Source organism: Rhodococcus sp. 05-2254-5, from assembly GCF_002258575.1.
Taxonomy (GTDB): domain Bacteria; phylum Actinomycetota; class Actinomycetes; order Mycobacteriales; family Mycobacteriaceae; genus Rhodococcoides; species Rhodococcoides fascians.
On sequence record NZ_NOZG01000002.1, the window covers coordinates 455522 to 480840 of the forward strand.

General features: G+C 65.7%; 20 protein-coding genes. 10 read left to right on the plus strand and 10 right to left on the minus strand.

Annotated features, from left to right (window positions below; genetic code table 11):
- Positions 1-9: 9 nt before the first annotated feature.
- The 3 genes from CH278_RS03235 (at position 10) to CH278_RS03245 (ending at position 2749) form a co-directional block, all read left to right on the plus strand.
- Complete coding sequence (locus CH278_RS03235) at positions 10-702, plus strand: peptide deformylase (RefSeq protein ID WP_094621158.1); 693 nt, start codon at positions 10-12, stop codon at positions 700-702.
- Positions 703-704: 2 nt separating this feature from the next.
- Entirely contained in the window at positions 705-2066 is a 1362-nt protein-coding gene (locus CH278_RS03240) for a DNA polymerase IV (RefSeq protein WP_094621159.1), read from the plus strand.
- 197 nt (positions 2067-2263) lie between these two features.
- The gene (locus CH278_RS03245) at positions 2264-2749 is read left to right on the plus strand and encodes a hypothetical protein (protein WP_176456734.1); all 486 of its coding nucleotides are present in this window, start codon (positions 2264-2266) and stop codon (positions 2747-2749) included.
- Between the two features lie 94 nt (positions 2750-2843).
- On the opposite strand, the gene CH278_RS03250 is transcribed toward CH278_RS03245, so the two are convergent.
- Both CH278_RS03250 and CH278_RS03255 read right to left on the minus strand, forming a co-directional pair.
- Positions 2844-3584: a hypothetical protein gene (locus tag CH278_RS03250; protein WP_094621160.1), complete on the minus strand. Its 741-nt coding sequence runs from the start codon at positions 3582-3584 to the stop codon at positions 2844-2846.
- Complete coding sequence (locus CH278_RS03255) at positions 3581-4543, minus strand: hypothetical protein (RefSeq protein ID WP_256991807.1); 963 nt, start codon at positions 4541-4543, stop codon at positions 3581-3583. The genes CH278_RS03250 and CH278_RS03255 overlap by 4 nt, the downstream gene beginning before the upstream one ends.
- 74 nt (positions 4544-4617) lie before the next feature.
- On the opposite strand from CH278_RS03255, the gene lspA reads away from it, so the two are divergent.
- From lspA to dnaE, 4 genes are all read left to right on the plus strand, one after another.
- Positions 4618-5268: a signal peptidase II gene (lspA, locus tag CH278_RS03260; RefSeq protein WP_080729936.1), complete on the plus strand. Its 651-nt coding sequence runs from the start codon at positions 4618-4620 to the stop codon at positions 5266-5268.
- Positions 5265-6191, plus strand: coding sequence for an RluA family pseudouridine synthase (locus CH278_RS03265; protein WP_027497328.1), 927 nt, complete (start codon positions 5265-5267; stop codon positions 6189-6191). Before lspA ends, CH278_RS03265 begins: the two co-directional genes overlap by 4 nt.
- Positions 6191-6850: a hypothetical protein gene (locus tag CH278_RS03270; protein WP_032399983.1), complete on the plus strand. Its 660-nt coding sequence runs from the start codon at positions 6191-6193 to the stop codon at positions 6848-6850. The genes CH278_RS03265 and CH278_RS03270 overlap by 1 nt, the downstream gene beginning before the upstream one ends.
- 145 nt (positions 6851-6995) lie before the next feature.
- Complete coding sequence (dnaE, locus tag CH278_RS03275) at positions 6996-10532, plus strand: DNA polymerase III subunit alpha (protein ID WP_094621161.1); 3537 nt, start codon at positions 6996-6998, stop codon at positions 10530-10532.
- Here the strand turns inward: dnaE and CH278_RS03280 are convergent.
- The gene (locus CH278_RS03280; protein ID WP_052054873.1) at positions 10503-10772 is read right to left on the minus strand and encodes a hypothetical protein; all 270 of its coding nucleotides are present in this window, start codon (positions 10770-10772) and stop codon (positions 10503-10505) included. The genes dnaE and CH278_RS03280 overlap by 30 nt on opposite strands.
- Before the next feature lie 164 nt (positions 10773-10936).
- Between CH278_RS03280 and CH278_RS03285 the strand changes: the two genes are divergently transcribed.
- Positions 10937-11371 (plus strand): nitroreductase family deazaflavin-dependent oxidoreductase, encoded by a 435-nt coding sequence (locus tag CH278_RS03285; RefSeq protein WP_027497325.1) that lies wholly within the window; start codon positions 10937-10939, stop codon positions 11369-11371.
- 69 nt (positions 11372-11440) lie between these two features.
- The gene (gene ilvA / locus CH278_RS03290; protein ID WP_027497324.1) at positions 11441-12796 is read left to right on the plus strand and encodes a threonine ammonia-lyase IlvA; all 1356 of its coding nucleotides are present in this window, start codon (positions 11441-11443) and stop codon (positions 12794-12796) included.
- A 1-nt stretch (position 12797) separates the two neighbouring features.
- Here the strand turns inward: ilvA and CH278_RS03295 are convergent, their stop codons facing one another.
- Entirely contained in the window at positions 12798-13322 is a 525-nt protein-coding gene (locus CH278_RS03295) for a TetR/AcrR family transcriptional regulator (protein ID WP_032391018.1), read from the minus strand.
- 114 nt (positions 13323-13436) lie between these two features.
- On the opposite strand from CH278_RS03295, the gene CH278_RS03300 reads away from it, so the two are divergent.
- A complete protein-coding gene (locus CH278_RS03300; RefSeq protein ID WP_179274401.1) occupies positions 13437-14993 on the plus strand; it encodes an MFS transporter in 1557 nt (518 codons plus the stop codon).
- Here the strand turns inward: CH278_RS03300 and treZ are convergent.
- From treZ to CH278_RS03330, 6 genes are all read right to left on the minus strand, one after another.
- Positions 14966-16741 (minus strand): malto-oligosyltrehalose trehalohydrolase, encoded by a 1776-nt coding sequence (gene treZ / locus CH278_RS03305; RefSeq protein ID WP_094621162.1) that lies wholly within the window; start codon positions 16739-16741, stop codon positions 14966-14968. The two genes, CH278_RS03300 and treZ, sit on opposite strands and share 28 nt — an antisense overlap.
- Positions 16738-19113: a malto-oligosyltrehalose synthase gene (gene treY / locus CH278_RS03310; protein WP_094621163.1), complete on the minus strand. Its 2376-nt coding sequence runs from the start codon at positions 19111-19113 to the stop codon at positions 16738-16740. The genes treZ and treY overlap by 4 nt, the downstream gene beginning before the upstream one ends.
- 3 nt (positions 19114-19116) lie before the next feature.
- Positions 19117-21408 carry a glycogen debranching protein GlgX gene (gene glgX / locus CH278_RS03315; protein ID WP_027497319.1) on the minus strand — a complete coding sequence of 764 codons (2292 nt, stop codon included), beginning with the start codon at positions 21406-21408 and terminating at the stop codon, positions 19117-19119.
- A gap of 56 nt (positions 21409-21464) precedes the next feature.
- Entirely contained in the window at positions 21465-23591 is a 2127-nt protein-coding gene (locus tag CH278_RS03320) for an acyltransferase family protein (protein WP_094621164.1), read from the minus strand.
- 237 nt (positions 23592-23828) lie between these two features.
- Entirely contained in the window at positions 23829-24428 is a 600-nt protein-coding gene (locus CH278_RS03325) for a hypothetical protein (protein ID WP_052061427.1), read from the minus strand.
- The gene (locus tag CH278_RS03330; protein ID WP_032399987.1) at positions 24425-25225 is read right to left on the minus strand and encodes a MerR family transcriptional regulator; all 801 of its coding nucleotides are present in this window, start codon (positions 25223-25225) and stop codon (positions 24425-24427) included. Before CH278_RS03330 ends, CH278_RS03325 begins: the two co-directional genes overlap by 4 nt.
- Positions 25226-25319: the final 94 nt, after the last annotated feature.

Sequence of the window (25319 nt, forward strand, 5' to 3'; positions counted from 1 at the left end):
CGAGGGCATATGAGCGAGGGGCACCGGGTCGTCGTGACCGAGGAGGAGGTGGTCGATGCCGTCCACGAGCGTCTCTCCGAGGCTCGCGGCGGCGTCGTTCCCATCGTCGCCGCCGGACATCCGGTGCTGCGTGCCCCGGCGCTGCGCTACACCGGTCAGCTCGGGCGTGATGTGTTGACGGAGTTGATCGAGGTGATGCGTGCGACGATGCACGATGCGCCCGGTGTCGGCCTTGCTGCACCGCAGATCGGAATTCCGTTGCAGATCGCGGTGATCGAGGATCTCTTCGATGTCGCGGTGGACGTCGCCCGGGTCCGGGAGCGCACCCCGTTGTCGTTCCGAGCGTTGATCAATCCTCGGTACACCCCGGTAGGGCGACGCACGGCCTCGTTCTACGAGGGCTGCCTCAGTGTGCTGGGGTATCAGGCCGTCGTGACCCGCGCCGCGGAAGTCCGGCTTGTGTGTAAGGACGAGACCGGCCGCGAGATCGACGAGGTGGTGCGTGGCTGGCCCGCACGGATCGTGGCCCACGAGAGCGATCACCTCGCCGGCACGCTGTACATCGATCGTGCACACACACGGTCGCTGACCACGACCGAGCAGTACTCCGCACGGTGGTCCGATCCCGGACCGGAGCGGGCCGCACGTGTGCTCGGCTTCGGTGCCGACGCCCCGTTCGAGCCGCCCGACGGCCGTCGTTGACCATGCCCGACAGTGTCGATCGGACTCTGCGGAGCCGGCGTTGGGTGTTGCATCTGGACATGGACGCGTTCTTTGCGTCCGCCGAGCAGCTGACGCGGCCGACGCTGCGGGGTCGGCCGGTGCTGGTCGGCGGTGCAGGCGGCAGAGGCGTGGTGGCCGGGTGCAGCTATCAGGCCCGGGCGTTCGGGGCTCGTTCGGCGATGCCGATGCACCAGGCCCGTCGACTCGTCGGTGCGAGCGCAGTGGTCCTGCCGCCGCGGTTCCCGCTGTACTCGGAGCTGAGCAGACGTGCCTTCGAGGCACTTCGGGTGCGCATGCCCGTGCTGGAACAGCTCTCGATCGACGAGGCCTTCGGCGAGCCGCTCGAGCTGGCGGGCGCGACGGTGGCCGAGGTCGAGCGCTTCTGTGCCGATCTGCGGGCGCTGGTACTGGCAGAGACCGGGCTCGTCGCCTCCATCGGTGCCGGGTCCGGGAAACAGATCGCCAAGATCGCGTCGGGTCTGGCCAAACCCGATGGAATCACGGTGGTAGCGCCCGGCATCCAGGCCGAGTTGATGGCCGATCTGCCGGTGCGCAAGTTGTGGGGGATCGGCCCTGTTGCCGGAGAACGGTTGCACCGGTTGGGGATCGACACCATCGGCAAGTTCGTGGCTACGCCCGAGTCGGAAGTGGCGTCGATTCTCGGTGCGACCATGGGCCCGAGCCTGCATCAGCTGGCGCGCGGCATAGACAACCGGGTGGTGGCCGAGCGGGCCGAGGCCAAGCAGGTCAGTGCCGAGACGACGTTCGCGAACGACCTGACGACTCTCGCTCAACTACGCCCGGCGATCGAGTCCATCGTCGAGTCGACTCATCGCCGGTTGCTGAAGGACGGCCGGGGGGCCCGCACGGTCGTGCTCAAGTTGCGTAAGTCCGACATGAGCATCATCACCAGATCGGCGACATTGCCCTACGCGACGGTGGACAAGCAGACGATCGTGGCCACTGCTCAGCGGTTGGCGGTCGATCCGCTGGATGTCGGACCGATCCGGCTCGTCGGTGTAGGACTCGCCGGTCTGTCCGCGGTTCGGCAAGGATCGTTGTTCCCCGAACTCGAGTACGAACCGGTTGCTCCGGTCCCGGACGAGCCGTTACCCGCGACTGAGGAGGCCGCGAATCTCGCCGTGGTCGAGGACGGTCCGCGGTGGCAACCGGGTATGGACGTTCGGCATGTTCGGTACGGTCACGGGTGGGTGCAGGGCGCGGGACACTCGGTGGTGACGGTCCGTTTCGAGACGCGGACCACCGGCCCGGGAACGGCCCGCACCTTTGCAGAATCGGACACCGACCTGGTCGTGGCCGATGTTCTGGACAGCTTGGCGTGAGTTGTGGCGCGGCTGAGGAAACTCTGTGAGGTTTCACAGGTATGCCCTTCGCGTTGTGACTCGGGCGAGTCGAGCTGACATAGTGGACTCGGTCCGAGACGACCCCCATACAGACGACCGACGAGTCACAGAACGATCGATACGTGACTCAGAGTGAAAAGGACAAGCACTTGAAGCTTCGCAACACCCGACGGGCCATGGTTGCCGGTATCGCCATCGCCGGTGCACTGACCATGTCTGCCTGCAGCTCGGAAGAGGGCGGCACGACGGCCACGACCACGACGGTTGCCACCACCACCGCGAGTGCTGCACCCGCGGGCGGGGACTACCCGCCGGTGCCCACCGTCGAGCAGCTCAACACCGAGCTCAACCGCGGACTCGATCCCAACGTTCCGGTCGAGGAGAAGGCTGCTCTGATCCAGGGTGCGTCCGAGGATCCGGGTCTGATCAACCAGGTTGCCGCCGCTGCTGTGGCCAACAACGCACAGATCGAGATCACCAGCATCGACGATCTGGGCACCGGTGAGCTCAACGCCGGTATCACCATCACTCTCAACGGCCAGGCCAACCCCGGCACGTTCAAGTTCGTCCCCGAGGACGGTGTGTGGAAGCTCTCCAAGGAGAACGCCTGCGGCATCGTGTCTCTCGCGCAGCTGACCAGCCCGGCGTGCCCCGCACCCTGAGTCCTGCCGATCGTCTCTGACCAACCGCGAACTGCCGGTGACACCCTTTTTCGAGAGGGCGTCACCGGCAGTTCGTCTTGTGTAGGGACGGCGGTCAGGCGCTGGGCACGGCCGATCGAATGCGATCCGCTGCAGACCCCGCGACGGCGGTGACGGTCTCCGGTTCCAGTCCGCTCTGGTCGGAGACGACGATCTGCACCACGGTCGAGTCGACCACCGCCACCACGACGTCGGAGACCAGCGTGAAGCCCTCGCTCGTGGTGGTCAGTCGAATTGATGCGGACGCGTCGCCGACGGTCGCTTGGTCACGCCCCGCCACCGAGTAGTCGACGCCGATACCGTCCGCGTCGGTTCCGGTGAACGTCGAGCACTCGGCCCACGCTCGCTGAATGTTCGCGAAAGCCTCGGCGGCTCCCGGCACGGGATAGCTCGCCGCGTCCTCGTCGATCGACGAGAAATTCGGACCGGAGAAGCGGACCACCGCGCTCGACGCGGCTCCTGCCTGCTGTTGCGATACCGGCGCGAGGACGGCGGCGCACTCGGCCGGGTCGGTGCTCGAGCGATCAGGCGAGTCGTACTCCGGTGCCGGATCCAATCCCAGATCACGAACCGGATCGGGAATCGAGGAGAAGCCGTCCGGCAGGTCTGCGAGTCCCAGCATCGCGGCAGTCAGCGCGGCCGGATCGGTGATGGGCGGACCGCGCAGCGGGTCGGGAGCCGCGACGGTGGTGAGGGCAGGCGTGGCCGTTTCGGCAGGCTCGTCCGTGCTGCATCCGGTGGCAGCGATCCCGAGAATCGACAACGTCGCCAGTACCCGGGTGGCAGCGCGCGTCATCGGGCGGTCCAGGTGATCGAATCGCCGACGGTTTGTCGAAGCACCGTGGTGCTGTCGGGGTCGGTGTACATCTGCTCGCCGCCCGCGGTGATCGAACCTCCGACCGGAAGTGGTCGGGAGAGATCGACGTCGAGTGTTCCCGCGCCCGTGAAGGTGTACGACGCGATGTTGAGAGTGCCCGCATTGTCGGGCAGATTCCACACCGACGATTCGGGCGTCTGGGTGATGGCCACGTCGAGGGTCGCGCGGTCGCCGTCGAGTGCACGCAAGGTGACCGTGGTGCGCTGGTTCAGTGTGATGCCACTGAGCACTTGCTGATCGACGGTCCAGACCGCGCCGACCCCCACTTCCGCGTCGGGAAAGTCGATGGATCGGTACACGGCCGCGTTCAAGGAGCGTTCGATCGCGGCGCGGGCGGTATCGAGGGCATCGTCGGCCGGCGTGATGTGTAGGGCGGTGATCGCTCCGGAATCGGTCCTGGCCAATCGCGCAGTCGATCCCTCGGATGCGGAGAGTGCGTCGGTCAGTCCCGCGTCCGGTGACGTCGCGGCTCCGATGGTCAGCTCGACGGAGGTGGTGGCCCCGCTCGACGCGTCCTCGTCCGGGACGGTGTCGGACGCCGAGGCAGTCAGTGGCACGGTCAGTTCCGGACTGGAGAAGTCTTGCGGCGCAGCAGCATTGATCTGTTGTTGCACGGTCGAGGTGGTGGTGAGGTCGACGCTCTGGTTCTGCGCGTCCGTGTCGGAGCTGTCGAAGGTGAGCGCGCGCCGTGGCTCGCTACCGGGATCGACGACGGTGGTGGTCGTGGGCGTCACCGCGATCGTGACCTCGTTCGAAGACGGGGTCTGTTCGGGTGCGGGATCCGAATCACCGCTCGAGCATCCGGCCAGTAGAGCCACTGCGCAGGAGGCGGCCACGAAGCCGGAGCGGACGGTGCGGGTGCGATCGGTCGACTTCACGGGCACCAGGCTACTGATGACACCGGGTGCGCAGACCGCTACCACGCGGCTCGGATGCGGACCGACGGTTGTCGATGCGCCATGATGGACGGGTGAGTGACGACCGACCCGACGATCCGACCACCGAGACCAGTGCAACCCCCGACCCCCACGAGGCTGCAGACGAGCAGGTGTCCGGTGCCGATAGTGCTGCGGTTCGGCCCGCCGCACCTCTGCGTACCCGACTCCTGGTGGCGATCGCGGCAGTGATTCTGCTGTTCGACCTGATCACGAAGATCGTGGTGGTGCACTACGTGAAGCCTGGAAACCCGATCGAGATCATCGGCGACGTCGTGACACTGCGGCTGGTGCGCAATCCCGGAGCGGCGTTCTCCATGGCCACCGGAATGACGTGGTTGTTGACGCTGGTCGCCGTGGCCGTGGTGATCGGGGTCGTGAAGATCGGTCGAACGCTGCGTTCGCCGTGGTGGGCGCTGGGTCTGGGGCTGGTTCTCGGCGGCGCTCTGGGGAACCTGATCGACCGGTTCTTCCGCGCACCGGGCCCGTTCCAGGGTCACGTGGTCGATTTCGTATCGGTGGGATGGTGGCCGGTGTTCAATGTCGCCGACTCGTCCATCGTGTGCGGGGCCATCCTGCTCGTCGCGCTCAGCCTGTTCGGTTTCGAGCCCAACGGCGAACGGGTGACGAAGTCCACGTCCGATGCCCCGCAGAAGGCCGACTCGTGAGGGAATCGCGTTCCATGCCGGTGCCCGACGGTTTGGACGGCATGCGCGTCGACGCCGGCCTGGCGCGACTTCTCGGGCTCTCGCGCACGGTCGCCGCAGCCTTGGCCGAAGAGGGCTCGGTGCTGGTCGATCACAGTGCCGTCGGGAAGTCCGATCGCCTCTCGGGTGGGTCGTGGCTCGAAGTGACTCTGCCCGAACCTGCACGTGAGCTGACGATCGAGGCCGAGCCGGTGGAAGGGATGGAGATTCTCTACGCCGACGACGACGTCGTGGCCGTGGACAAGCCCGTGGGCGTCGCCGCGCACGCCAGTGTGGGCTGGACCGGGCCGACCGTCATCGGCGGCCTCGCGGCCGCCGGTTTCCGAATCTCCACGTCCGGCGCGCACGAGCGTCAGGGCATCGTGCACCGACTCGATGTGGGAACGTCCGGGGTGATGGTGGTCGCGACGTCCGAACGGGCATACACCGTGCTCAAGCGGGCGTTCAAGGCTCGTACGATCGACAAGCGTTATCACGCCCTGGTGCAGGGACATCCGGATCCGAGCAGTGGAACCATCGATGCTCCGATCGGACGGCACGGCAGCAACGACTGGAAGTTCGCCGTCCGCGCGGACGGCAAGCCCAGCGTCACCCACTACGACACGGTCGAGGCCTTCCAGGCCGCGAGCCTGCTGGACGTCCACCTGGAAACCGGTCGCACGCACCAGATCCGCGTGCACTTCTCGGCGCTGCGGCACCCGTGTTGCGGCGACCTGACCTACGGGGCCGACCCGCGGTTGGCCGAACGGTTGGGCCTGGAACGTCAGTGGCTGCACGCGCGTTCGCTCGGCTTCGCGCACCCGTCCGACGGCCGCTGGGTCGAGATCGAGAGCAAGTACCCGGCAGACCTCGAACACGCTCTCGAGGTGCTCCGGAAGGCGTGATGCGCGGAGTCTCGGGTGTGGTCGGTGTCGTCGTCACGATCGCTCTGGTGGTCGGTGGCCTGGCCGTCGTCGGCCATCTGAACCCGCAACGGCAGCTGCGCGTGGGCACCGACCGGCTCGGCCCGGAGAGCGGCGAGCAGGTGACCGACTACCTGGCTCGCGCCGAGGCGAGTCTGCTCGGCAACGATGCCGAACCTCGCTGGGGATCGGTGTCGTTCGATCGCGAACTCACCGCCGAACAGGCCTACGCCGCCGCGAACGGCGTGCGCATCTCGATGGTGCTCTTTCGAGTACCGCTCGATCGCGTGCAAACTCCGATCCTCACGGTCGGTGTTCCCGGCAGTGAACGGTCGATACTGAATGCGACCGCGCGCGCTGCCGGCCAGATCCAGGAATCGTTCGGCGTGGAGGACCGGCAGGCTCAGATAGACGCTGTGTCGCAGCGCCGGTTGCTGAGCGGATGCGCATGCGTGGTGACGGTGGTCGTGCGGGGCACCGCGGCCGAGTTGAGCGAGGTGGCAGGCCGCGACGGGGTGCGGGCGGTGGAGGCACTTCCGCCCGACGCGGTGTCCGGGAAGTTCGCCGTCGAGCCGTTGCTTCCGGAGCACATCGACGTCGTCGGGCCGCTGCCGGACGACGGGCCGGTTCCCGCCGAATGAGGCAACTTCAGTCTCGTTCGTCACACCCGTCACGTCCTCCCAGGACACACCGTCGGCCTGAAAAATCTGTCGGTTCCACCGCCTAGAGTGGGTGCATTCGCGGCTCGTATTTTCGAAAACGCACGACCTTCAGGAGAGAACCTTCGTGGCCGATTCGTTCGTTCATCTGCACAACCACACCGAATATTCGATGCTCGACGGTGCCGCCAAGATCGGGGCCATGTTCGCGGAGGCGGCGCGGTTGGAGATGACGGCGGTCGGCATGACCGACCACGGCAACATGTACGGAGCCAGCGAGTTCTACAACGAGGCCAAGAAGGCCGGCATCAAGCCGATCATCGGCATCGAGGCCTACATCGCTCCCGAATCCCGGTTCAACAAGAAGCGCGTGCTGTGGGGCGACCGAAGCCAGAAGTCCGACGACGTCTCCGGTAGCGGTGCGTACACGCACATGACGATGGTGGCGGAGAACGCGACCGGCGTGCGCAATCTGTTCAAGCTGTCTTCGCTGGCGTCCATCGAGGGTCAGCTCGGCAAGTGGGCCCGCATGGACGAGGAGATCATCGCTCAGCACGCCGAGGGCATCATCGCCACCACCGGATGCCCGTCCGGTGAGGTTCAGACGCGCCTACGTCTGGGCCAGGACCGCGAAGCACTCGAGGCCGCGGCCAAGTGGCAGGAGATCTGGGGACCGGACAACTTCTTCCTCGAGTTGATGGACCACGGTCTGTCCATCGAGCGACGAGTCCGCGAAGGCCTGCTCGACATCGGCAGGAAGCTGTCCATTCCGCCGTTGGCCACCAACGACTGCCATTACGTCACGAAGGACGCCGCCGAGAACCACGAGGCTCTGCTGTGCATCCAGACCGGTAAGACGCTCAGCGATCCCACGCGCTTCAAGTTCGACGGCGACGGCTACTACCTCAAGTCCGCTGCCGAGATGCGTGCCCTCTGGGACGACGAGGTACCCGGTGCCTGCGACAGCACGCTCCTCATCGCCGAGCGAGTCCAGCCCTACGACGAGGTGTGGGCGCACCGCGACCGGATGCCCATCTTCCCGGTTCCCGAGGGATACACGCAGGGAACGTGGCTGCGGCACGAGGTCATGACCGGACTCGAACGTCGGTTCCCCGACGGCCCGGCCGAGGATTACCTCGCGCGTGCGGAGTACGAGATCAAGGTGATTCTGGAGATGGGCTTCCCGGCCTACTTCCTCGTGGTCGGCGACCTGATCAACCACGCGAAAGCGGTCGGCATCCGCGTCGGACCGGGCCGTGGTTCCGCCGCCGGATCCCTGGTTGCCTACGCCATGGGCATCACCAACATCGATCCGCTCCCGCACGGGCTGCTCTTCGAGCGATTCCTCAACCCCGAGCGTGTGTCGATGCCCGATATCGATATCGACTTCGACGATCGTCGTCGCGGTGAGATGGTGCGCTACGCCACGGAGAAGTGGGGTAGCGACCGGGTTGCGCAGGTCATCACCTTCGGCACCATCAAGACCAAGGCTGCCATCAAGGACTCCGCACGTGTGCAGTTCGGCCAGCCCGGTTTCGGCATCGCCGATCAGATCACCAAGGCTTTGCCGCCGCCCATCATGGCCAAGGACATCTCGGTGGCCGGCATCACCGATCCGTCGCACGAGCGCTACAAGGAGGCCGTCGAGGTCCGAGCGCTCATCGACTCCAACCCCGACGTGGCCACGATCTACAAGACGGCCAAGGGCCTCGAAGGCCTGATCCGCAACGCGGGCGTACACGCCTGCGCGGTCATCATGTCTTCGGAGCCGCTCACCGACGCCATCCCGGTGTGGAAGCGCGCCCAGGACGGCGCGATCATCACCGGCTGGGACTATCCGTCGTGCGAGGCCATCGGCCTGCTGAAGATGGACTTCCTCGGTCTGCGAAACCTCACGGTCATCGGCGACGCGATCGACAACATCAAGGCCAATCGCGGCATCGACATCGATCTCGACGCGTTGCCGCTCGACGATCCCGCGACCTTCGAATTGCTTTCTCGCGGAGACACTCTCGGTGTTTTCCAGCTCGACGGCAGCGCGATGCGAGACCTGCTGCGCCGCATGCAGCCCACCGGTTTCGAGGACATCGTCGCCGTGCTGGCGCTGTACCGCCCGGGTCCGATGGGCATGAACTCGCACAACGACTACGCCGACCGCAAGAACGGGCGGCAGGAGGTCAAGCCGATTCACCCCGAGCTCGAAGAGCCGCTCAAGGTGATTCTCGGCGAGACGTACGGCCTGGTGGTCTACCAGGAGCAGATCATGCAGCTCGCGCAGAAGGTCGCCGGGTACACCCTGGGCCAGGCCGACCTGCTGCGTCGTGCCATGGGAAAGAAGAAGCTCTCCGAGCTCGAGAAGGCGTACGCCGGGTTCCGGCAGGGCATGTTGGACAACGGCTTCTCCGAGGCCGCGATCAAGGCGCTGTGGGACACCGTGCTCCCGTTCGCCGGCTACGCGTTCAACAAGTCGCACTCGGCCGGCTACGGCCTGGTCTCGTACTGGACGGCGTACCTCAAGGCCAACTACCCGGCCGAGTACATGGCCGGCCTGCTCACCAGTGTCGGTGACGACAAGGACAAGGCCGCGATCTACCTGGCCGACTGCCGCAAGCTCGGCATCACGGTGCTGCCACCGGACGTCAACGAATCCGAGCTCAACTTCGCATCGGTGGGCAAGGACATCCGATTCGGTCTCGGCGCGGTGCGCAACGTCGGCACTAACGTGGTCGCATCGATCATCAGAGCGCGGTCGGAGAAGTCCAAATACACGGACTTCTCGGACTACCTGGGCAAGATCGACGCGATCGCGTGCAGCAAGAAGGTCACCGAATCTCTCATCAAGGCAGGCGCTTTCGACTCTCTCGATCATCCGCGCAAGGGTCTGATGTTGATCCATGCCGACGCGATCGATGCGGTGATGGGCACCAAGAAGGCCGAGGCGATCGGACAGTTCGATCTGTTCGGCGGTGAGGACGCCGACGAGTCCATTTCCTCGGTGTTCAACGTCCGCGTGCCGGACGAGGAGTGGGAGTCCAAGCACCGTCTGGCCCTCGAGCGCGAGATGCTCGGTCTCTACGTCTCCGGCCACCCACTCCTGGGCGTCGAGCACATGTTGGCCGCGAAGTCCGACTGCAACATCCCGACGATCCTCGAAGGTGACATCAAGGACGGCACTCAGGTCACCGTCGGCGGAATTCTGGCCTCGGTGAACCGGCGGATCAACAAGAACGGTCTGACGTGGGCGTCGGCTCAGCTCGAGGACCTTGCCGGCGGCATCGAGGTGCTGTTCTTCCCGCAGGCCTACTCGGTGTTCGGTGCCGACGTGACCGAGGACTCGGTGGTGCTCGTCAAGGGTCGCGTGTCGGTGCGTGACGACCGGGTGTCGTTGATTGCGAACGATCTTGCGGTGCCGGATCTTTCGGCGATCGGTATCGACAAGCCGCTTGCGGTGAGTTTGCCGACGCGACTGTGCACGGCAGACAAGGTCGGCGCACTCAAGCGGGTGTTGATCAGCCACCCAGGGACCTCGGACGTCCATCTACGTTTGGTCAGTGGCGACAAGATCACCACGATGAAGCTCGACGACAGTCTGCGGGTGACGCCGACGTCGGCGTTGATGGGAGACCTGAAGGCGCTACTGGGGCCCGGCTGCCTGACGGGGTGAGCCGGTCCGGGCGGGGTGGACCTCGGTCAACCGCAGAGTCCACCACGCGGCGACTGCGACTGCCGCGCCGCCCAGAACGGCTGCCTGCAGCGATCCGACCAGGGCGAGCGTGGCGACGAACACGACGAGCCCGACGGCCACGGCCTCGAGCTTGTACAGAGGCCAATCGACTCCGGCGACATCGACCGTGCGCAGGGCGGGGACAGTTCGACGGCTCACCTGGTTGCTCGTGTAGGTCATCGCGTCCTCCTCGGGTACGCCCGTCCGGTTCGATGATTCGGGTGTCCGGCGGGTGAAGTTCAGACTATACCCACGCAAAGATTCGGTCCACCGAACTCACGGTCCCGACCTGCGACGACCGAGATTCGGTGGCGTCCCGGCGGCCGTGGGTGTTGACTGAAACCATGCCATTGACAGGAGAATACGAACCGAGTTCATCCGACTGGGCCCGAAAGCAGGCCGAGCTGTACGAGAACTCCGGCGGAACCGAAGGCACGACGATGAACGGGATGCCGGTCGTGCTGCTGACCACCAAGGGAAACAAGAGCGGGAAGCTGCGCAAGTCGCCGTTGATGCGGGTGGAACACGATGGGGAGTACGCCATCGTGGCCTCCCTCGGCGGTGCGCCGAAGCATCCCGTCTGGTACTTCAACGTCAAAGCCGAGCCGCTGGTGGAGTTGCAGGACGGACCCGAAAAGCATGATTACGTCGCTCGGGAGGTAACCGGCGACGAGAAGGCCGTGTGGTGGGAGCGTTCGGTCGCGGTCTACCCCGATTACGCGGATTACCAGAAGAAGACAGACCGGGAGATCCCGGTGTTCGTCCTCGCTCGCGCCTGAGCACGATCGGCCTGCCCGTGGAACGGTCCCGAGTGGGTGACCGTTCCACGCTGGTGGCAGCATGTGCTGGTGTCTTCATCACCTGAGCTCGCCTCCCAGCACCCCTCGTCGGTAGCCGTCACCGCGGCCGACATCGATGCAGCTGCGATGCGAATTTCCTCGGTGGTCGCCGCGACACCCCTGCAGTTGTGCGAGCGCCTGTCGGCAGAGACCGGAGCGACGGTCTACCTCAAACGCGAAGACCTGCAGATCGTCCGCTCGTACAAGATCCGCGGTGCCTACAACCTGATGGATCAGCTGACCGAGGCCGAGCGCAGCGTCGGTGTGGTCACGGCGAGTGCCGGTAACCACGCGCAGGGGGTGGCATTCGCCTGTCGGTCCATGCAGGTGCGAGGTCGGATCTACGTGCCGGCCAACACCCCCAAGCAGAAGCGTGACCGAATCAGGGTCCACGGAGGCGACTTCGTGGAGCTCATCGTCATCGGCGACACGTTCGACGCCGCAGCTGCCGCGGCTGCCGCGGACGTGGCCCGTACCGGTGCCACCATGGTCCCGCCGTTCGACGATCCACGAACGGTGGCGGGCCAAGGGACGATCGCCAAGGAAATCGTCGATCAGCTCGGCGGCGCACCCGATGTGGTGGTAATGCCCGTCGGCGGGGGCGGCTGCATCGCGGGTATCTCCAGTTATCTGCGTGAGCGCGCTCCGCAGACATCGTTGGTCGGCGTCGAACCATCCGGTGCTGCGTCGATGACCGCTGCGTTGATTGCCGGTGGGCCGGTGACGCTGTCGGATATCGATCCGTTCGTCGACGGGGCGGCGGTCCGGCGTATCGGCGATGTTCCGTACTCGGCGCTGCAGTCGTTGGGCGCGACGGTGGTGTCCCATGCATCGTTGCCCCTGATCACCGCGCCGGTGTTCGAAAGCTCCGGCCCCGGTGCGTTCCTGATCACCCAGATCGACGAGGGCGCGGTCTGTACCGCAATGCTCGAGCTGTACCAGAACGAAGGGGTCATCGCCGAGCCCGCAGGCGCGTTGGCGGTCGCCGCGCTCGAGCATCTCGACATCGCACCGGGAAGCACCGTCGTGTGCCTGGTGTCCGGGGGAAACAACGACGTCTCACGGTACGGCGAGATTCTCGAACGATCGCTCGTCCACCTCGGCCTCAAGCACTACTTCCTCGTGGACTTTCCGCAGGAGCCCGGCGCACTGCGTCGGTTTCTCGACGAGGTACTCGGGCCCGAGGACGACATCACCCTGTTCGAGTACGTCAAGCGAAACAACCGGGAGACCGGTGCCGCGCTCGTCGGCATCCAACTCGGTGCGGCGCACGGCCTTTCGGCCCTCCTCGAACGTATGCGGTCCTCGCACCTTCAGGTGGAGCAGCTGGAGCCGGGTTCGCCCGTCTACCGCTACTTGACCTGAGTCACCGACCCAGCAGGCGGTCGACCACCTGCTTGTGCAGTTCCGGGTCGACGGCGGGCAGGTCGAGGACGGCTCCGAGGTATATCCCGTCGCCGACGAGTCGGATGATCTCGGCCTGCACCGGATCGTCGATCTCGGTACGTAAGCCCTCGTCCCACTGCTGCATCATGTCCGTGACGGCGTCCTGCACCTCACCGGAGTTGCCGTCGACGCTGCGCAGTGCCGCCAGCGTGGAGCGGTAGAGCGCGATTTCCTTCTCCGAAATGCAATCGGGTGGTTGCAGATACCACTCCGCTACGGAGGTGCCACCTGCGCCGGCGTCGGCTCTCTGCTGATCGGCCTGAACGGCGAGTCGTCGGACCATGGCAGCGACCAGCGCGTCCTTGGTCTTGAAGTGGTACAGCAAGCCGCCCTTCGATACCCCGGCGGCGGCAGCGACGCTGTCCAGGGTCACTTTGGTCATTCCTTGTTCGAGAAGCAATGTCTCGAGCGAGTCCAGAATTCGGTCGCGTGTGTCAGATGACATGGAACTCACTTTACCGGCTGGACGGTTCGAGGTAGTCTACGGAGCTGTACCGGCTGGACGGTTGGTATCGAAGATGTGCCCGGTCGCGGACCGGGCGGGCGAAATGGAGTCACGGTGAGCGACGTGCGGACCGGTGCGGTGCACGAGATCGACGGCGGATCGGCCTCCAGAGCCACCGCGCGCGACTGGTTCGGGTTGGTGGTGCTCGCGTTTGCCGTCCTTCTCATCGCGGTCGACGGGACCGTGCTCGACCTCGCCCTGCCGTTCATCAGCGCCGATCTGGCACCGTCGAGCAATCAGCTGCTGTGGATCATCGACGTGTACTCGTTCGTACTGGCCGGCTTGCTCATCACGATGGGCACGCTCGGTGACCGGATCGGTCGGCGTCGCCTACTGCTGATCGGAGCCGCGGGCTTCGGAATCGCCTCTCTCGTTGCGGCTGTCTCGACCAGCCCGGAGATGCTCATCGCGGCGCGAGTTCTGCAGGGTATCTCCGGCGCGACCTTGATGCCCGCCACTCTCGGCTTGATTCGCACGATCTTCCTCGATCCGCGCCAACGGGTGACCGCTATCGGCGTCTGGGGCGCGATGGCGGGCGGCGGCGCGGCCGCCGGTCCGCTCGTGGGCGGCTGGTTGCTCGAGCACTTCTGGTGGGGCTCGGTGTTTCTCATCAACATTCCCGTCATGATTGCGCTGATCGCGCTGGGGCCGTTGGTCATTCCCGAGTCCAAGGATCCGAACCCGGGCCGTTTCGACCTCCCCAGCTCGGCGTTGTCGATGCTCGCTATCGTTCCGATCGTGTTCGCGGTCAAGGAGATCGCAGCGCACGGCCTTCACCCGGCCTACGTGGTCTCCGCCGTCGTCGGCGTGATCGCCGGTGTGGTGTTCGTGCGGCGGCAGCGAATTCTGGACGCCCCGATGATCGACATCCGGCTGTTCGCCAACCGTGCCTTCTCGACGGGTGTGGCGACGAACTTCCTGTCCGTGTTCGCACTCGCCGGCGTGCTGTTCTTCGGTTCGCAGTACCTGCAGCTCGTCCTGGGCAACAGCCCGCTCGAAGCCGGACTGCTGTTGCTGCCGGGCACGGCCGCCAGCATCGTGACCTCATTGCTCGCTGCGGTTCTGGTTCGGTACTTCACCGCAGGCACGGTCCTCGGCGCAGGCATGATTGCTGCCGCTGCGGGCGCGGGCATCCTGGTCGGTCTCGGTACCGACACCAGCCCGGCGTTGTTCATCGCCGGATTCGTCCTGGTGGGTGCAGGCGTCGGCTTCGCGCTCACTCTGACGTCCGACCTCGTGGTCAGTGCCGTCGAACCCGAGCGAGCCGGGGCTGCGTCCGCGGTGTCGGAAACCGCGTACGAGCTGGGCATCGCGCTGGGAGTGGCGATCCTCGGCACGGTCGTCATGGCCATCTTCCGACGCGGGATCGACACCTCGCAGCTCACACCCGAGCTCGGTGCCAGAGCAGCCGAAACGCTCGGCGGCGCCGACGCGGTGGCCCGTGAGCTGCCGGACTCGGTGGCGACGGTCCTCCTGGACTCCGCGCATGCCGCGTTCGTCTCGGGCATGCACGTTGCGGCCGTCGCCACCGCGGTGGTCCTTGCGGTCACCGCCGTGTTCGTGCTGGTGAACCTACGGGTTCGTCAGGATTCGAGCACCGCGAAGGAGTGACCGGGAACCGTGGTGGCAGACCCGGTGTCGTTCGAGGTCGTCGGCTCCCACTCGAGCAGTGTGGAGCCGCCGACCGGCACCGTCACCGCGGACTCGGACAGATTGCACACCACGCTGACGCGGCCGCGGCGAATCGCGATCCACTGGGCGTCCTCGTCGTACTCGACCTTCACGTGATCGAGCCACGGGTCGGTCAGTTCGGTCCGCTCGCGGCGCAGGGCCAGTAGGTCTCGATAGACGGCCAACAGTCGGGCATGGTCGCCGTCGCCCAGTTCCGACCAATTCAATTTCGATCGTGTGAACGTCTCGGGATCCTGTGGGTCGGGGATGTCGCTCTTGTCCCACCCGTGTGCGGCGAACTCGGCTTTGCGTCCTTCCGCCGTGGCCTTGCCGAGCTCGGGTTCGGGGTGGGAGGTGAAGAACTGGAACGGAGTCGATGCTCCCCATTCCTCGCCCATGAACAGCATCGGAGTGTAGGGCGAGGTGAGTACCAGAGCTGCCTTGATCGCAAGCTGTCCGGGGGAGAGGTAGAAGCCGGGGCGATCCCCGATCGCACGGTTACCGACCTGATCATGGGTGGTCGTGTAGGCCACCAGAGAGCTGGCGGGAATGCGGCGGGTGTCCAATGGTCGCCCGTGGATTCGGCCGCGGAAGCTGGAGTACGTTCCGGCATGAAAGAAGCCCTGCCGCACCGTGTTCGCCAGGCCCTGCAAGGACCCGAAGTCGCCGTAGTAGCCCTGCCGTTCGCCGGAGACCGCAGCATGGATCGCGTGGTGAATGTCGTCGTCCCACTGTGCGTCGAGTCCGTAGCCGCCACCCGACCGCGCCGTGATCAGCGACGGATCGTTGAGGTCGCTCTCGGCGATCAGGGTCAGTGGACGGCCGAGATGCGCTGACAGGGTGCGCGTTTCGATCGAGAGTTGCTCGAGGAGATGCACAGCGGTGTGGTCGACGATGGCGTGCACCGCGTCGAGACGCAACGCGTCGATGTGGAACTCGGAGAACCAGCGCAACGCGTTGTCCAGGGCGTAGCGCCGCACCTCGCCCGAGTTTGCATCGGCATAGTTGATCGCCTGGCCCCAGCTGTTGGCCCCTTCGGTCATGTAGGGACCGAAGCGTTCCAGGTAGTTGCCGGACGGGCCGAGATGGTTGTAGACGACGTCGAGAACGACACCGATCCCGCGGCCGTGGCATGCATCGACCAAGCGCTGCAACCCTTCCGGGCCACCGTAGGCCTCGTGCACGGTGTACCAGAGGACGCCGTCGTAGCCCCAGTTGTGCACGCCGTTGAATCCGTTGACCGGCATGATCTCGACGAAAGACACGCCGAGGTCGACGAGGTGATCGAGCTTGTCGATCGCCGCGTCGAACGTTCCCTCGCGAGTGAAGGTGCCGATGTGGAGTTCGTAGATCGACGATCCGGGGAGTTGACGACCGGTCCATGCGGAATCGGTCCACAACGACGGATCGACCTCGAACACCTGGGACATTTCGTGCACACCGTCGGGTTGCCGAGGCGAGCGTGGATCCGGCAGCGCCTTCTCGGCGTCGTCGAGGAGGAATCCGTAGCGACTGTCCGCGGCGGCACTCACCTCTGCTCGCCACCAGCCGTCCGAGGATTGCTCCATGTCGTGGACCGAGTCGTCCAGTTGCAGCCGTACTCGTTCTGGGGTCGGTGCCCATACTGCGAATTCACGGGTCGTGGCCGAAGATGTCGTGGCCGAAGATGTCGTGGTCGAGGATGTCATCGTGCTGACTCTCCTTCGTTGTCGCGCACCAGAAGTGCAACCGGCAGGGAGGCGAACAGCTCGGCGACCGCAACGGTCCCGCTGTGTTCGACGTCGGTGATGCGGTCGCGCCACCGACCGTCGGGCAGCGTCACGGTCGTCTCGCCCCACCCTGTCTCGGCCACACCGAGGGACAGCCTCGTGGCCAGCGCAACCACATCGGAGTTGCCGGGCAACGGACCTCGGGCAAATCCGACGACATGCGCGGCCGCGGTCCCGTCCGCGACGATCGGCGTGTAACTACCGCCGACGAAGCTCGCAGGCCGTTCGCGTCGTACCGTCAGCGCGGAACGAACCACGGCCAGCTTCGCAGCACCGGTATCGACCGACGGCGCGGATCCGTTCAGTCCGGCCAGAACGGACCGGCGTACCGAGTAGTCGACGGGTCTGCGGTTGTCGGGGTCGACGAGCGAGTCCTCCCACAGCTCGGTGCCCTGATACACATCCGGGATTCCGGGACCGACGAGTGTGAGCAACTTCTGCCCGAGTGCATCGGAGTGTCCATGGGGCGAGAGCTTTTCGACGAGCATAGTCATCGAACGTGCCACCTGACCGTCGAGAATTGCGTCGAGCCAGTTGTGAACGGCAGTCTCGAACTCCTCGTCCGGATCGGTCCACGTGGTACGGAGAGCGGCCTCGCGAATGGCCTTCTCGGCGTAGGCGTGTAGCCGTTCCCGCAGGGTCGAGGTGATCACCCCGTCGACCGGCCAGACACCGAAGACGTTCTGCCACAAGAACATCCCCGTGGTGCCGTCGGGGCTCGGGGCCAGCTCCTCCCAATCGGCGATCGACCGGGCCCACAGCTCCGGCGTCTGCGAGAGCACGCCGATACGCGCCCGCACGTCCTCACCGCGTTTGGTGTCGTGTGTGGACAGTGTCGTCATCGCGGCGGGCCAGCGCTTCGCGCGGTCGGCGTTCTTCAGATGGAAGTACGCTGGGCTGCAACCGAACCGAGCGGGATCGCCGCCCACCTCCTGCAGCGAGATCAACCGGTTGGCGCGGTAGAACAGGCAGTCCTCGACGCCCTTGGCCGTGACGGCACCGCACACCTGATCGAAACGCACGGGGGATTCGGTACCGGCGATCAGGGCGGTTGTCAGAGCGTCGAGACCGCCGGCCAGTTCCGGCTGCTCTTCACCGATGGCGGCGACGACACCCGGAAGCACACCGGCCAGCGGCGCGTAGTCGGTGCGGTACACCGGAACTGCGGCAACAACGGCAACGATGGCGTCGATCACCGATTCGAGCTCGATGGAGGTACCCGATTCACGAACCACGGCGCGGGCGAGGCGTCGCACCTCGGGGGACAGGTCGCCGCGCGCGACAGCGGTCTTGAGATCGAGTTCTGTCTCGTGCAACGTCTCGTCGTCGTAGGCGATGCCGGAGCGCACCTGGGACAGTGCGGTCAGTGCCGGTGCCCCTTCCGCGTCGACGAATATCCCGCCCACGGCCGCCAACGCGTCGTACCCTGTCGTGCCGTCGACGGGCAGCGACTCGTCCAACGGTTCGCCGTCGGCCAAGATCTTCTCGATCACCAGCCAGCGGTCGGGACCGAGCAGCCCGCGTAGTTCGGTCAGATATCCGGCAGGATCGGCCAAGCCGTCGGGGTGATCGACGCGTAACCCGTCGATCAGCCCGTCCTCGATCCAGCTCGCCACCTGGCGATGCGAGTCGGTGAAGACGTCGAGGTCTTCCTGCCGGACACCGGCCAGGCCGTTCACCGAGAAGAAGCGGCGGTAACCGATCAACCCGGCGGACCAACTGACGAGGCGGTAGGCCTGACGGTCGTGCACGGCCTGGGCGTCGTCGCCGTCGGTACCGTCGGCGATGGGGAAGCGGTGCTCGTAGAACGCCAGCAGAGGCTCGTCCTCGGAGCGGTCGACGGTGAGCTCGGCGACATCGCTCGCGCTGCCGAGCACGGGGATGGCGATCTTGCCGTCCACTCCGTTGTCGGCTGCGAAGTCGATGTCGAAGTAGGTGGCGAACTCCGAGTCACGACCGCGCCGCAGAACGTCCCACCACCACGCGTTCTGTCGTGGATCCTCCACCCCGACGTGGTTGGGAACGATGTCGACGATGATCCCCATGCCCACCTCGGCAGCCCGAGAGCGCAAGCGAGTCAATGCATCTCGCCCGCCGAGGGCGGCGGAGACGGTCGAGGTGTCGGTGACGTCGTACCCGTGCGTCGAACCGTCGGTCGCGGTCAGTATCGGCGAGAGATAGAGATGGCTCACTCCGAGGTCGTGCAGGTAGTCGACCACGTCCGAGGCGTCGGCCAGGGTGAAGGCATCGCCCCGCAGTTGTAACCGGTATGTGCTGGTGGGCAGCGGCATGAGTCAGGCAGTCTTTCGTAGAACGAGTAGGGATCGAGCGGTGACCTCCACCGGTGTACCCGCTTCGATCGATTTCTCACCCGCTCCCGTGCGCGCTGCCGTATCGAGGGCGACCGTCCATTCCTTGGCGTAGTTTCCGTCCGGAGTGACGAATTCGATCGTCTCGTGATGTGCGTTGAAGCACAACAGGAACGAGTCGTCGACCACCCGCTCCCCGCGCTGATTCGGCTCGGGAATGCCCTCACCGTTGAGGAACACGGTGAGCGATTTGCCGAAACCGCTGTCCCAGTCCTCGGGAGTCATCTCCTCGCCTGCGGGGGTGAGCCAGGCGATGTCACGTGCCTGTTCGCCCGATCGGATGGGCCTGCCCTCGAAGAATCGGCGACGGCGAAACACCGGGTGCTCGTTGCGCAGCGCAATTGCGTTGCGGGTGAACTCGATCAGGTCGGCGTTGGTCTCGGCCAGGGACCAATCCATCCACGCCAGTTCCGAATCCTGGCAGTAGACGTTGTTGTTGCCCTGCTGAGTTCGGCCGAGTTCGTCGCCGTGCGCGATCATCGGCGTGCCTTGGCTGAGCAGCAGCGTGGCCATGATGTTGCGAATCTGGCGGGCCCGCAGATCGAGGATCTCGGGATCGTCGGTCGGACCCTCGACGCCGCAGTTCCACGACCGGTTGTGGCTCTCGCCGTCGTTGTTGTCCTCGCCGTTGGCCTCGTTGTGCTTGTCGTTGTACGAGACCAGGTCGTTGAGGGTGAAGCCGTCGTGCGCGATGACGAAGTTGATGCTGGCACCGGGGCGACGGCCCGTCGCCTCGTAGAGATCCGACGATCCGGTCAGGCGCGACGCGAACTCGCCCAGCGTCGCGGGCTCACCGCGCCAGTAGTCGCGAACGGTGTCACGGTACTTGCCGTTCCACTCGGTCCACAGACCGGGGAAGTTACCCACCTGGTATCCGCCCTCGCCGACATCCCACGGCTCGGCGATCAGCTTGACCTGGCTGACGACCGGGTCCTGTTGCACCAGATCGAAGAACGCGCTCAGCCGATCCACGTCGTGCAGTTCACGGGCCAGGGTGGATGCGAGGTCGAACCTGAATCCGTCGACGTGCATCTCGGTGACCCAGTAGCGCAGCGAGTCCATGATGAGCTGCAGCGTGTGCGGGTGTCGAGCATTGAGACTGTTGCCCGTCCCGGTGTAGTCCATGTAGTGCTCGAGATCGCCGTCGACCAGTCGGTAGTAGGCCGCGTTGTCGATGCCGCGGAAGCTGATGGTGGGGCCCATGTGGTTTCCCTCGGCGGTGTGGTTGTAGACCACGTCGAGGATCACCTCGATGCCGGCGGCGTGGAACGAACGGACCATCGCCTTGAATTCGGTCACCGCGGCACCGGGCGACTGATGCGAGGAATACTCCGCATGAGGCGCGAGGAATCCGAAGGTGTTGTAGCCCCAGTAGTTTCGCAGTCCCTTGTCCAGGAGTACCTGGTCCTGCATGAACTGGTGCACCGGCATCAGCTCGATCGCGGTGACGCCCAGGTGCTGCAGATGCTCGATGATCACCGGATGTGCCAGACCGGCATAGGTGCCGCGCTCGGCCTCGGGGATGTCCGGATGGGTGATCGTCATGCCCTTGACGTGGGCCTCGTAGATCACCGTTTCGTGATACGGCCTCTTCGGTGCGCGGTCGGCCTGCCAGTCGAAGAAGGGGTTGATCACCACGGTGGTCATCGTGTGTCCCAGCGAATCGTGCTGAGGGAAATCGTTGTTCGGCTCGTCGTCGTGGGCGATCGGGGACTCGTCCACGATTTCGCCGTCCGGATCGGCGAGGTCGGTCGCGTCCTCGAACCGGACCTCGGCGTCGAGTGGATCCGCGGCTGCGGAGTCCGGGGACTCCACGGGCTCGGGTTCGGCGGCCGGGATGTCGATGTTGTAGGAGAAGAGCGATCGGTCTCCGTCGAACGACCCCTCGAATGCTTTTCCGTAAGGATCGACCAGCAACTTGCTGGGATCACAACGATGTCCGGCAGCCGGATCCCACGGCCCGTGGACGCGGTAGCCGTAGCGTTGTCCCGGCACCACCGTGGGCAGGTACGCGTGCCACACGTAGCCGTCGGACTCCTCGAAACGAATACGAGTTTCGGTACCGTCCTCGGCGATCAGGCACAGGTCCACGGCCTCGGCGACCTCGGAGAACAAGGCGAAGTTGGTTCCTGCTCCGTCGTAGGTCGCTCCCAGTGGATAAGGGGATCCCGGCCATACGGCGATGGCGGGCGTGTCGTCGGAGGCGTCGTGCAGCATGGATCAACCCTACTGTGACCGGTGGGACCGGGCTTACCGAGCGCGAGCCGTTCCGCTCACGGTCCGGCCCACCAGCCGGTCGCAGATCCGAGCTGCCGGCCGAGCTCGGTGGTCAGGGTTCGCACGTAGGTGGCGGTCAGATGATGCTCGTCGCGATAGATCAGTACGTTCCCCTGCTCGACGCGACAGACGGTGTCGTCGCACACCGCGTCCGAGAGGTCGAGGGCGGAGAATCCGCTCAGCTGGAACGAGGACGCCAGAGCGGGGTTGACCGAGTCGAGCGCCTCGTCTCGCGGGATGCCGCACGAGGTGGCCGAGCCGCCGTCGGCCAGGCAGTCGATGGCTCGATACGCGAGCCACGGGGTGTCCCTGATGCCGAGGACGCCGACACCGTCGGCGATCAACTGCTGCCAGACCGAGACGTACCAGGGCGGGGTGAAGTCGCCGGGGAAGTCGTCGCGGGGTCGGGTGGCCGTGGTGAACACGTATTCCGGTTGCATCGATGCGACGTCGTCGAGCACGGTCCGGGTCCAGTCCAGACAATCCGGGTACTCGTTCTGCCCGAGCATCGGCATCGTGTCCAGGCTGAGCGGGCACCCCATCTTCACGAACGTGACCACCTTGAAGCCGTGCCGCCGCCCCAGAGTGTCGAGAGCGGTCACCCAGTGCTCGGCGTGTGAGCTCCCCGCCAGCACGATCGTTCGGGCCGCATCGACGTCGCCGTAGGTACAGGACAGCGCGTCGCGAGTCTCGAAATCCGCGATGCAGCCCTCGAGGGTGGTGACGGGAAGATCCTCGGGAGCGGAGTACAGGGGAGGCGTCATCTCGGCCGGTTCGACGCGAATGCCGTCGGTCAGTTCCAGCGCCCCCGGGTGCGTGGCTTCGTCGACCGATTCGTCGGCCTGCACGGCCGAGATCGATCGTTCGATGTAGGCGTTCCAGCCGACCGAACCGGCTGTCACCGCCACGGCAGCAACGAGGGCGACGGCCGTGACCGCAATGCGGCCGGGAGTGAATGTGGTGGCCTGCGTAGGACGCTCCACGAAGCGGACGGTGAGCCACGCGAGTGCGACCGATGCACCGACGATGCCGAGTCCGCCGGGTATGTCCGCGTGGGACCTGCCGGTGGTCGACAGGTAGAAGATCAACAGCGGCCAGTGCCACAGGTACAACGGAAACGCGATCGAGCCGACCCAGGCGAAGAACCGGTTGGACAACGTCGCGGCGACCACGGTGTTGGAGCCTGCGACGATCAGCGCCACAGTGGCCAGTACCGGAATCAGCGCCAAGGGACCGGGGAACGCGGTCACGCCGTCCACCACGAATCCACAGACGACGATGACGAACATCGCACCGGCGGCGAGCGCGCCCCGGGCGGTCGATCCCACCCGACTCACGCGGGCATCGGCCCCGGTGTTTCTGCCGGCAAATGCCGCGAACGTGGCCGCGACCGCCGCACCGAGCATGATCTCCCAGAGTCGCGCGCCCGTGTCGTAGTAGTTCCACGCTTGATGGCGTCGAGCACCGTCCGCTGCATACACGAACGACAACACCGCGATGACGGCGAAGATCACGGCGAAGGTCTGTGGTCGCAGACTTCGCGGTCCTTCCGGTCGCATCGTCCGCAGAATCCACGCCAGACCGAACACGACGGCAATCGCGAGCAGATAGAACTGGAATTGCACCGCGACGGACCACAGGTGCTGGACCGGGCTCACCGAAGGGTCGGCCGCCAGGTAGTCGTTGGCTGTCGTCGCCAACTGCCAGTTCACGAAGAAGAAGACGCCGGAGACGAGTTGGTCGCCCACGTCGGCCCAGCGGGTCCTCGGTAGCAGGAACACCGACGCGGCCGCTACCGCCAACAGGGTGAGCGCCAGAGGCGGTCCGAGTCTGCGGAGCACGCGAACGATGCGGGTGATCGGGTTCAGGCTCGCACCGGCCTCGGCCGATCGAAGCAACGACGCAGTGAAGAAGAAGCCGGACAGCGTGAGGAAGACATCCACTCCGCCCGACACCCGGCCCATCCAGATGTGGAACACGACCACCAGAGCGATGGCGACACCACGCAGGCCGTTCAGATCCTGGCGCTGTGGTGGTCGCGGCACGACGGGAGCCGACACCGAACTCGGGGCCGCGGAATCGGTTGCCGATTCGTGATCGGTGCCGCTCGGGTGTACCTGCATGAAAGGGGAATGGCTCCGGCTGTCGATCGACCACTGGTCGGGCGGTCACGGTCGGTGGTGTTCGTCTCGGAAGCTGCTCGGCAGACTACGAGGTTCGTCGCAAACAAGAAGACGTTCTGAGCAAACAATACGTGTACGCGCGGTGACGCACTCCTCGGAGTCCGTACTGCGGTGCCGGTCCCAGCTCGTCGCCGGTTTCTCACAGCGTGGTCTCACCGGTCCCGCAGCAGTTCGGGTTCACATGCCACCGTCGGCCGGAACCGAGGACAACGCGGCGACCAGGGCCACGGGATCGTCCACGTACAGGCCGATGGACGTCGCGGTGCCCTCGACCCGCCACCGACGTAGGGGTGCGGGTACGACGACTGTGGTGCGGGTCGACAACGTGATGTCGACGTTCGTGCCGTCCTGGTTCGGTAACACGGCTCGGTCGTCGCGGACAGTGGGAGCCACCACGCCGAACCGGCGATGGAGTCGGGCCGAGACGATCGTCGATCTCTCCACCGTGGTGACGACCTCGCCGGAGGTGCGCAGGACGAGTGCTTCGGGCGTGAGGACATGGGGGTGCACCCGGCCGACGGCTAAAGCCGACACCAGCAGAACGATCGATACGACCGAGAGCGCACCGAGCACGATATCGAGCCACAACCACGGAACCAGGAGATGCACGACGACGATCTCGACGACCGAGGCCACACCGAACATCAACGGCATCGAACCCGTTCCGCGCACCGCGGTGAACTCGGCAGAGTCGGCCCCGATCGGAGCGTGGCGGCCGCGTGCCCACAACAGCAGTGCGTGCCATCTGCCGACCTGGGCACCCCGATCCGGGGTCACTGTGAGGTTCCTGCCGGATGCGCACCGTCGAGCAGACGAGTTGTGGTGCGGAGGACGACGGCGCGTTGGGCCGCGTCGGGAACGATGTCCTCGATGTCGAGCAACCCGGTCGAGTCGCTACCGAGCGCAGCGGACTCGGGCGCCTGAGCGAAGGACTCGACATCGAGTACGGACACCAACTCGTCGGCCAACGCGTCGATGTCGTGCTCGGATTCGGCGACGCTTCGGCCCTCGAGGGCACCGAAGCGTCGTAGCAACACCAGGTATTTCCGACGTAGGTCGTGATCGCCGAGCGCGGCGGACATCGTCTCGAAGAATGCCGCCGGGACGCGGCCCGAAATTGCCATCACTTCGAGTAGATCGCGTTCGCGGATCAGCGCGGGCCGGTCCCGTTCGTCCGCTGCATCGAGCAAGGACCCGAACGTCGCGGCAACATCTCGTGGGAGCGCGGTCAGAGCACGCCGTTCGACAGCGTCGTCGAGCAACGCCGACAAGCGACTGTGCTTGTGTGCCAATGCCGTCTGCTCGGTCTCGATGCCGGCCAGCAAGGCTCGCAGGTCCCCGACCACGTCGGGCTCGTCCGTCGCTTTTCCGTCGAGCACTGCCGCTATCGCGCCCAGCGGCATTCCGCACTCGGCCAACCATCGGATTCGCATCAGCCGAACGACGTCGTCGATCGTGTACTCGCGGTAGCCGTTGGACAGCCGCCGAGGCTCGGAGAGCAAGCCGAGTCGGTGGTAGTGGCGCACCGTCCGCGGGGTCGTTCCGGCGGCATCGGCGAGGGATCCGATTCTCATGCGTCCAGTGTGAACGTTGACGTAGCGTCAAGGTCAAGACCGATCGCCGGATACTGTTCGGGTCCCCACGACGGCGTATCGTCGGTGTGTCGTG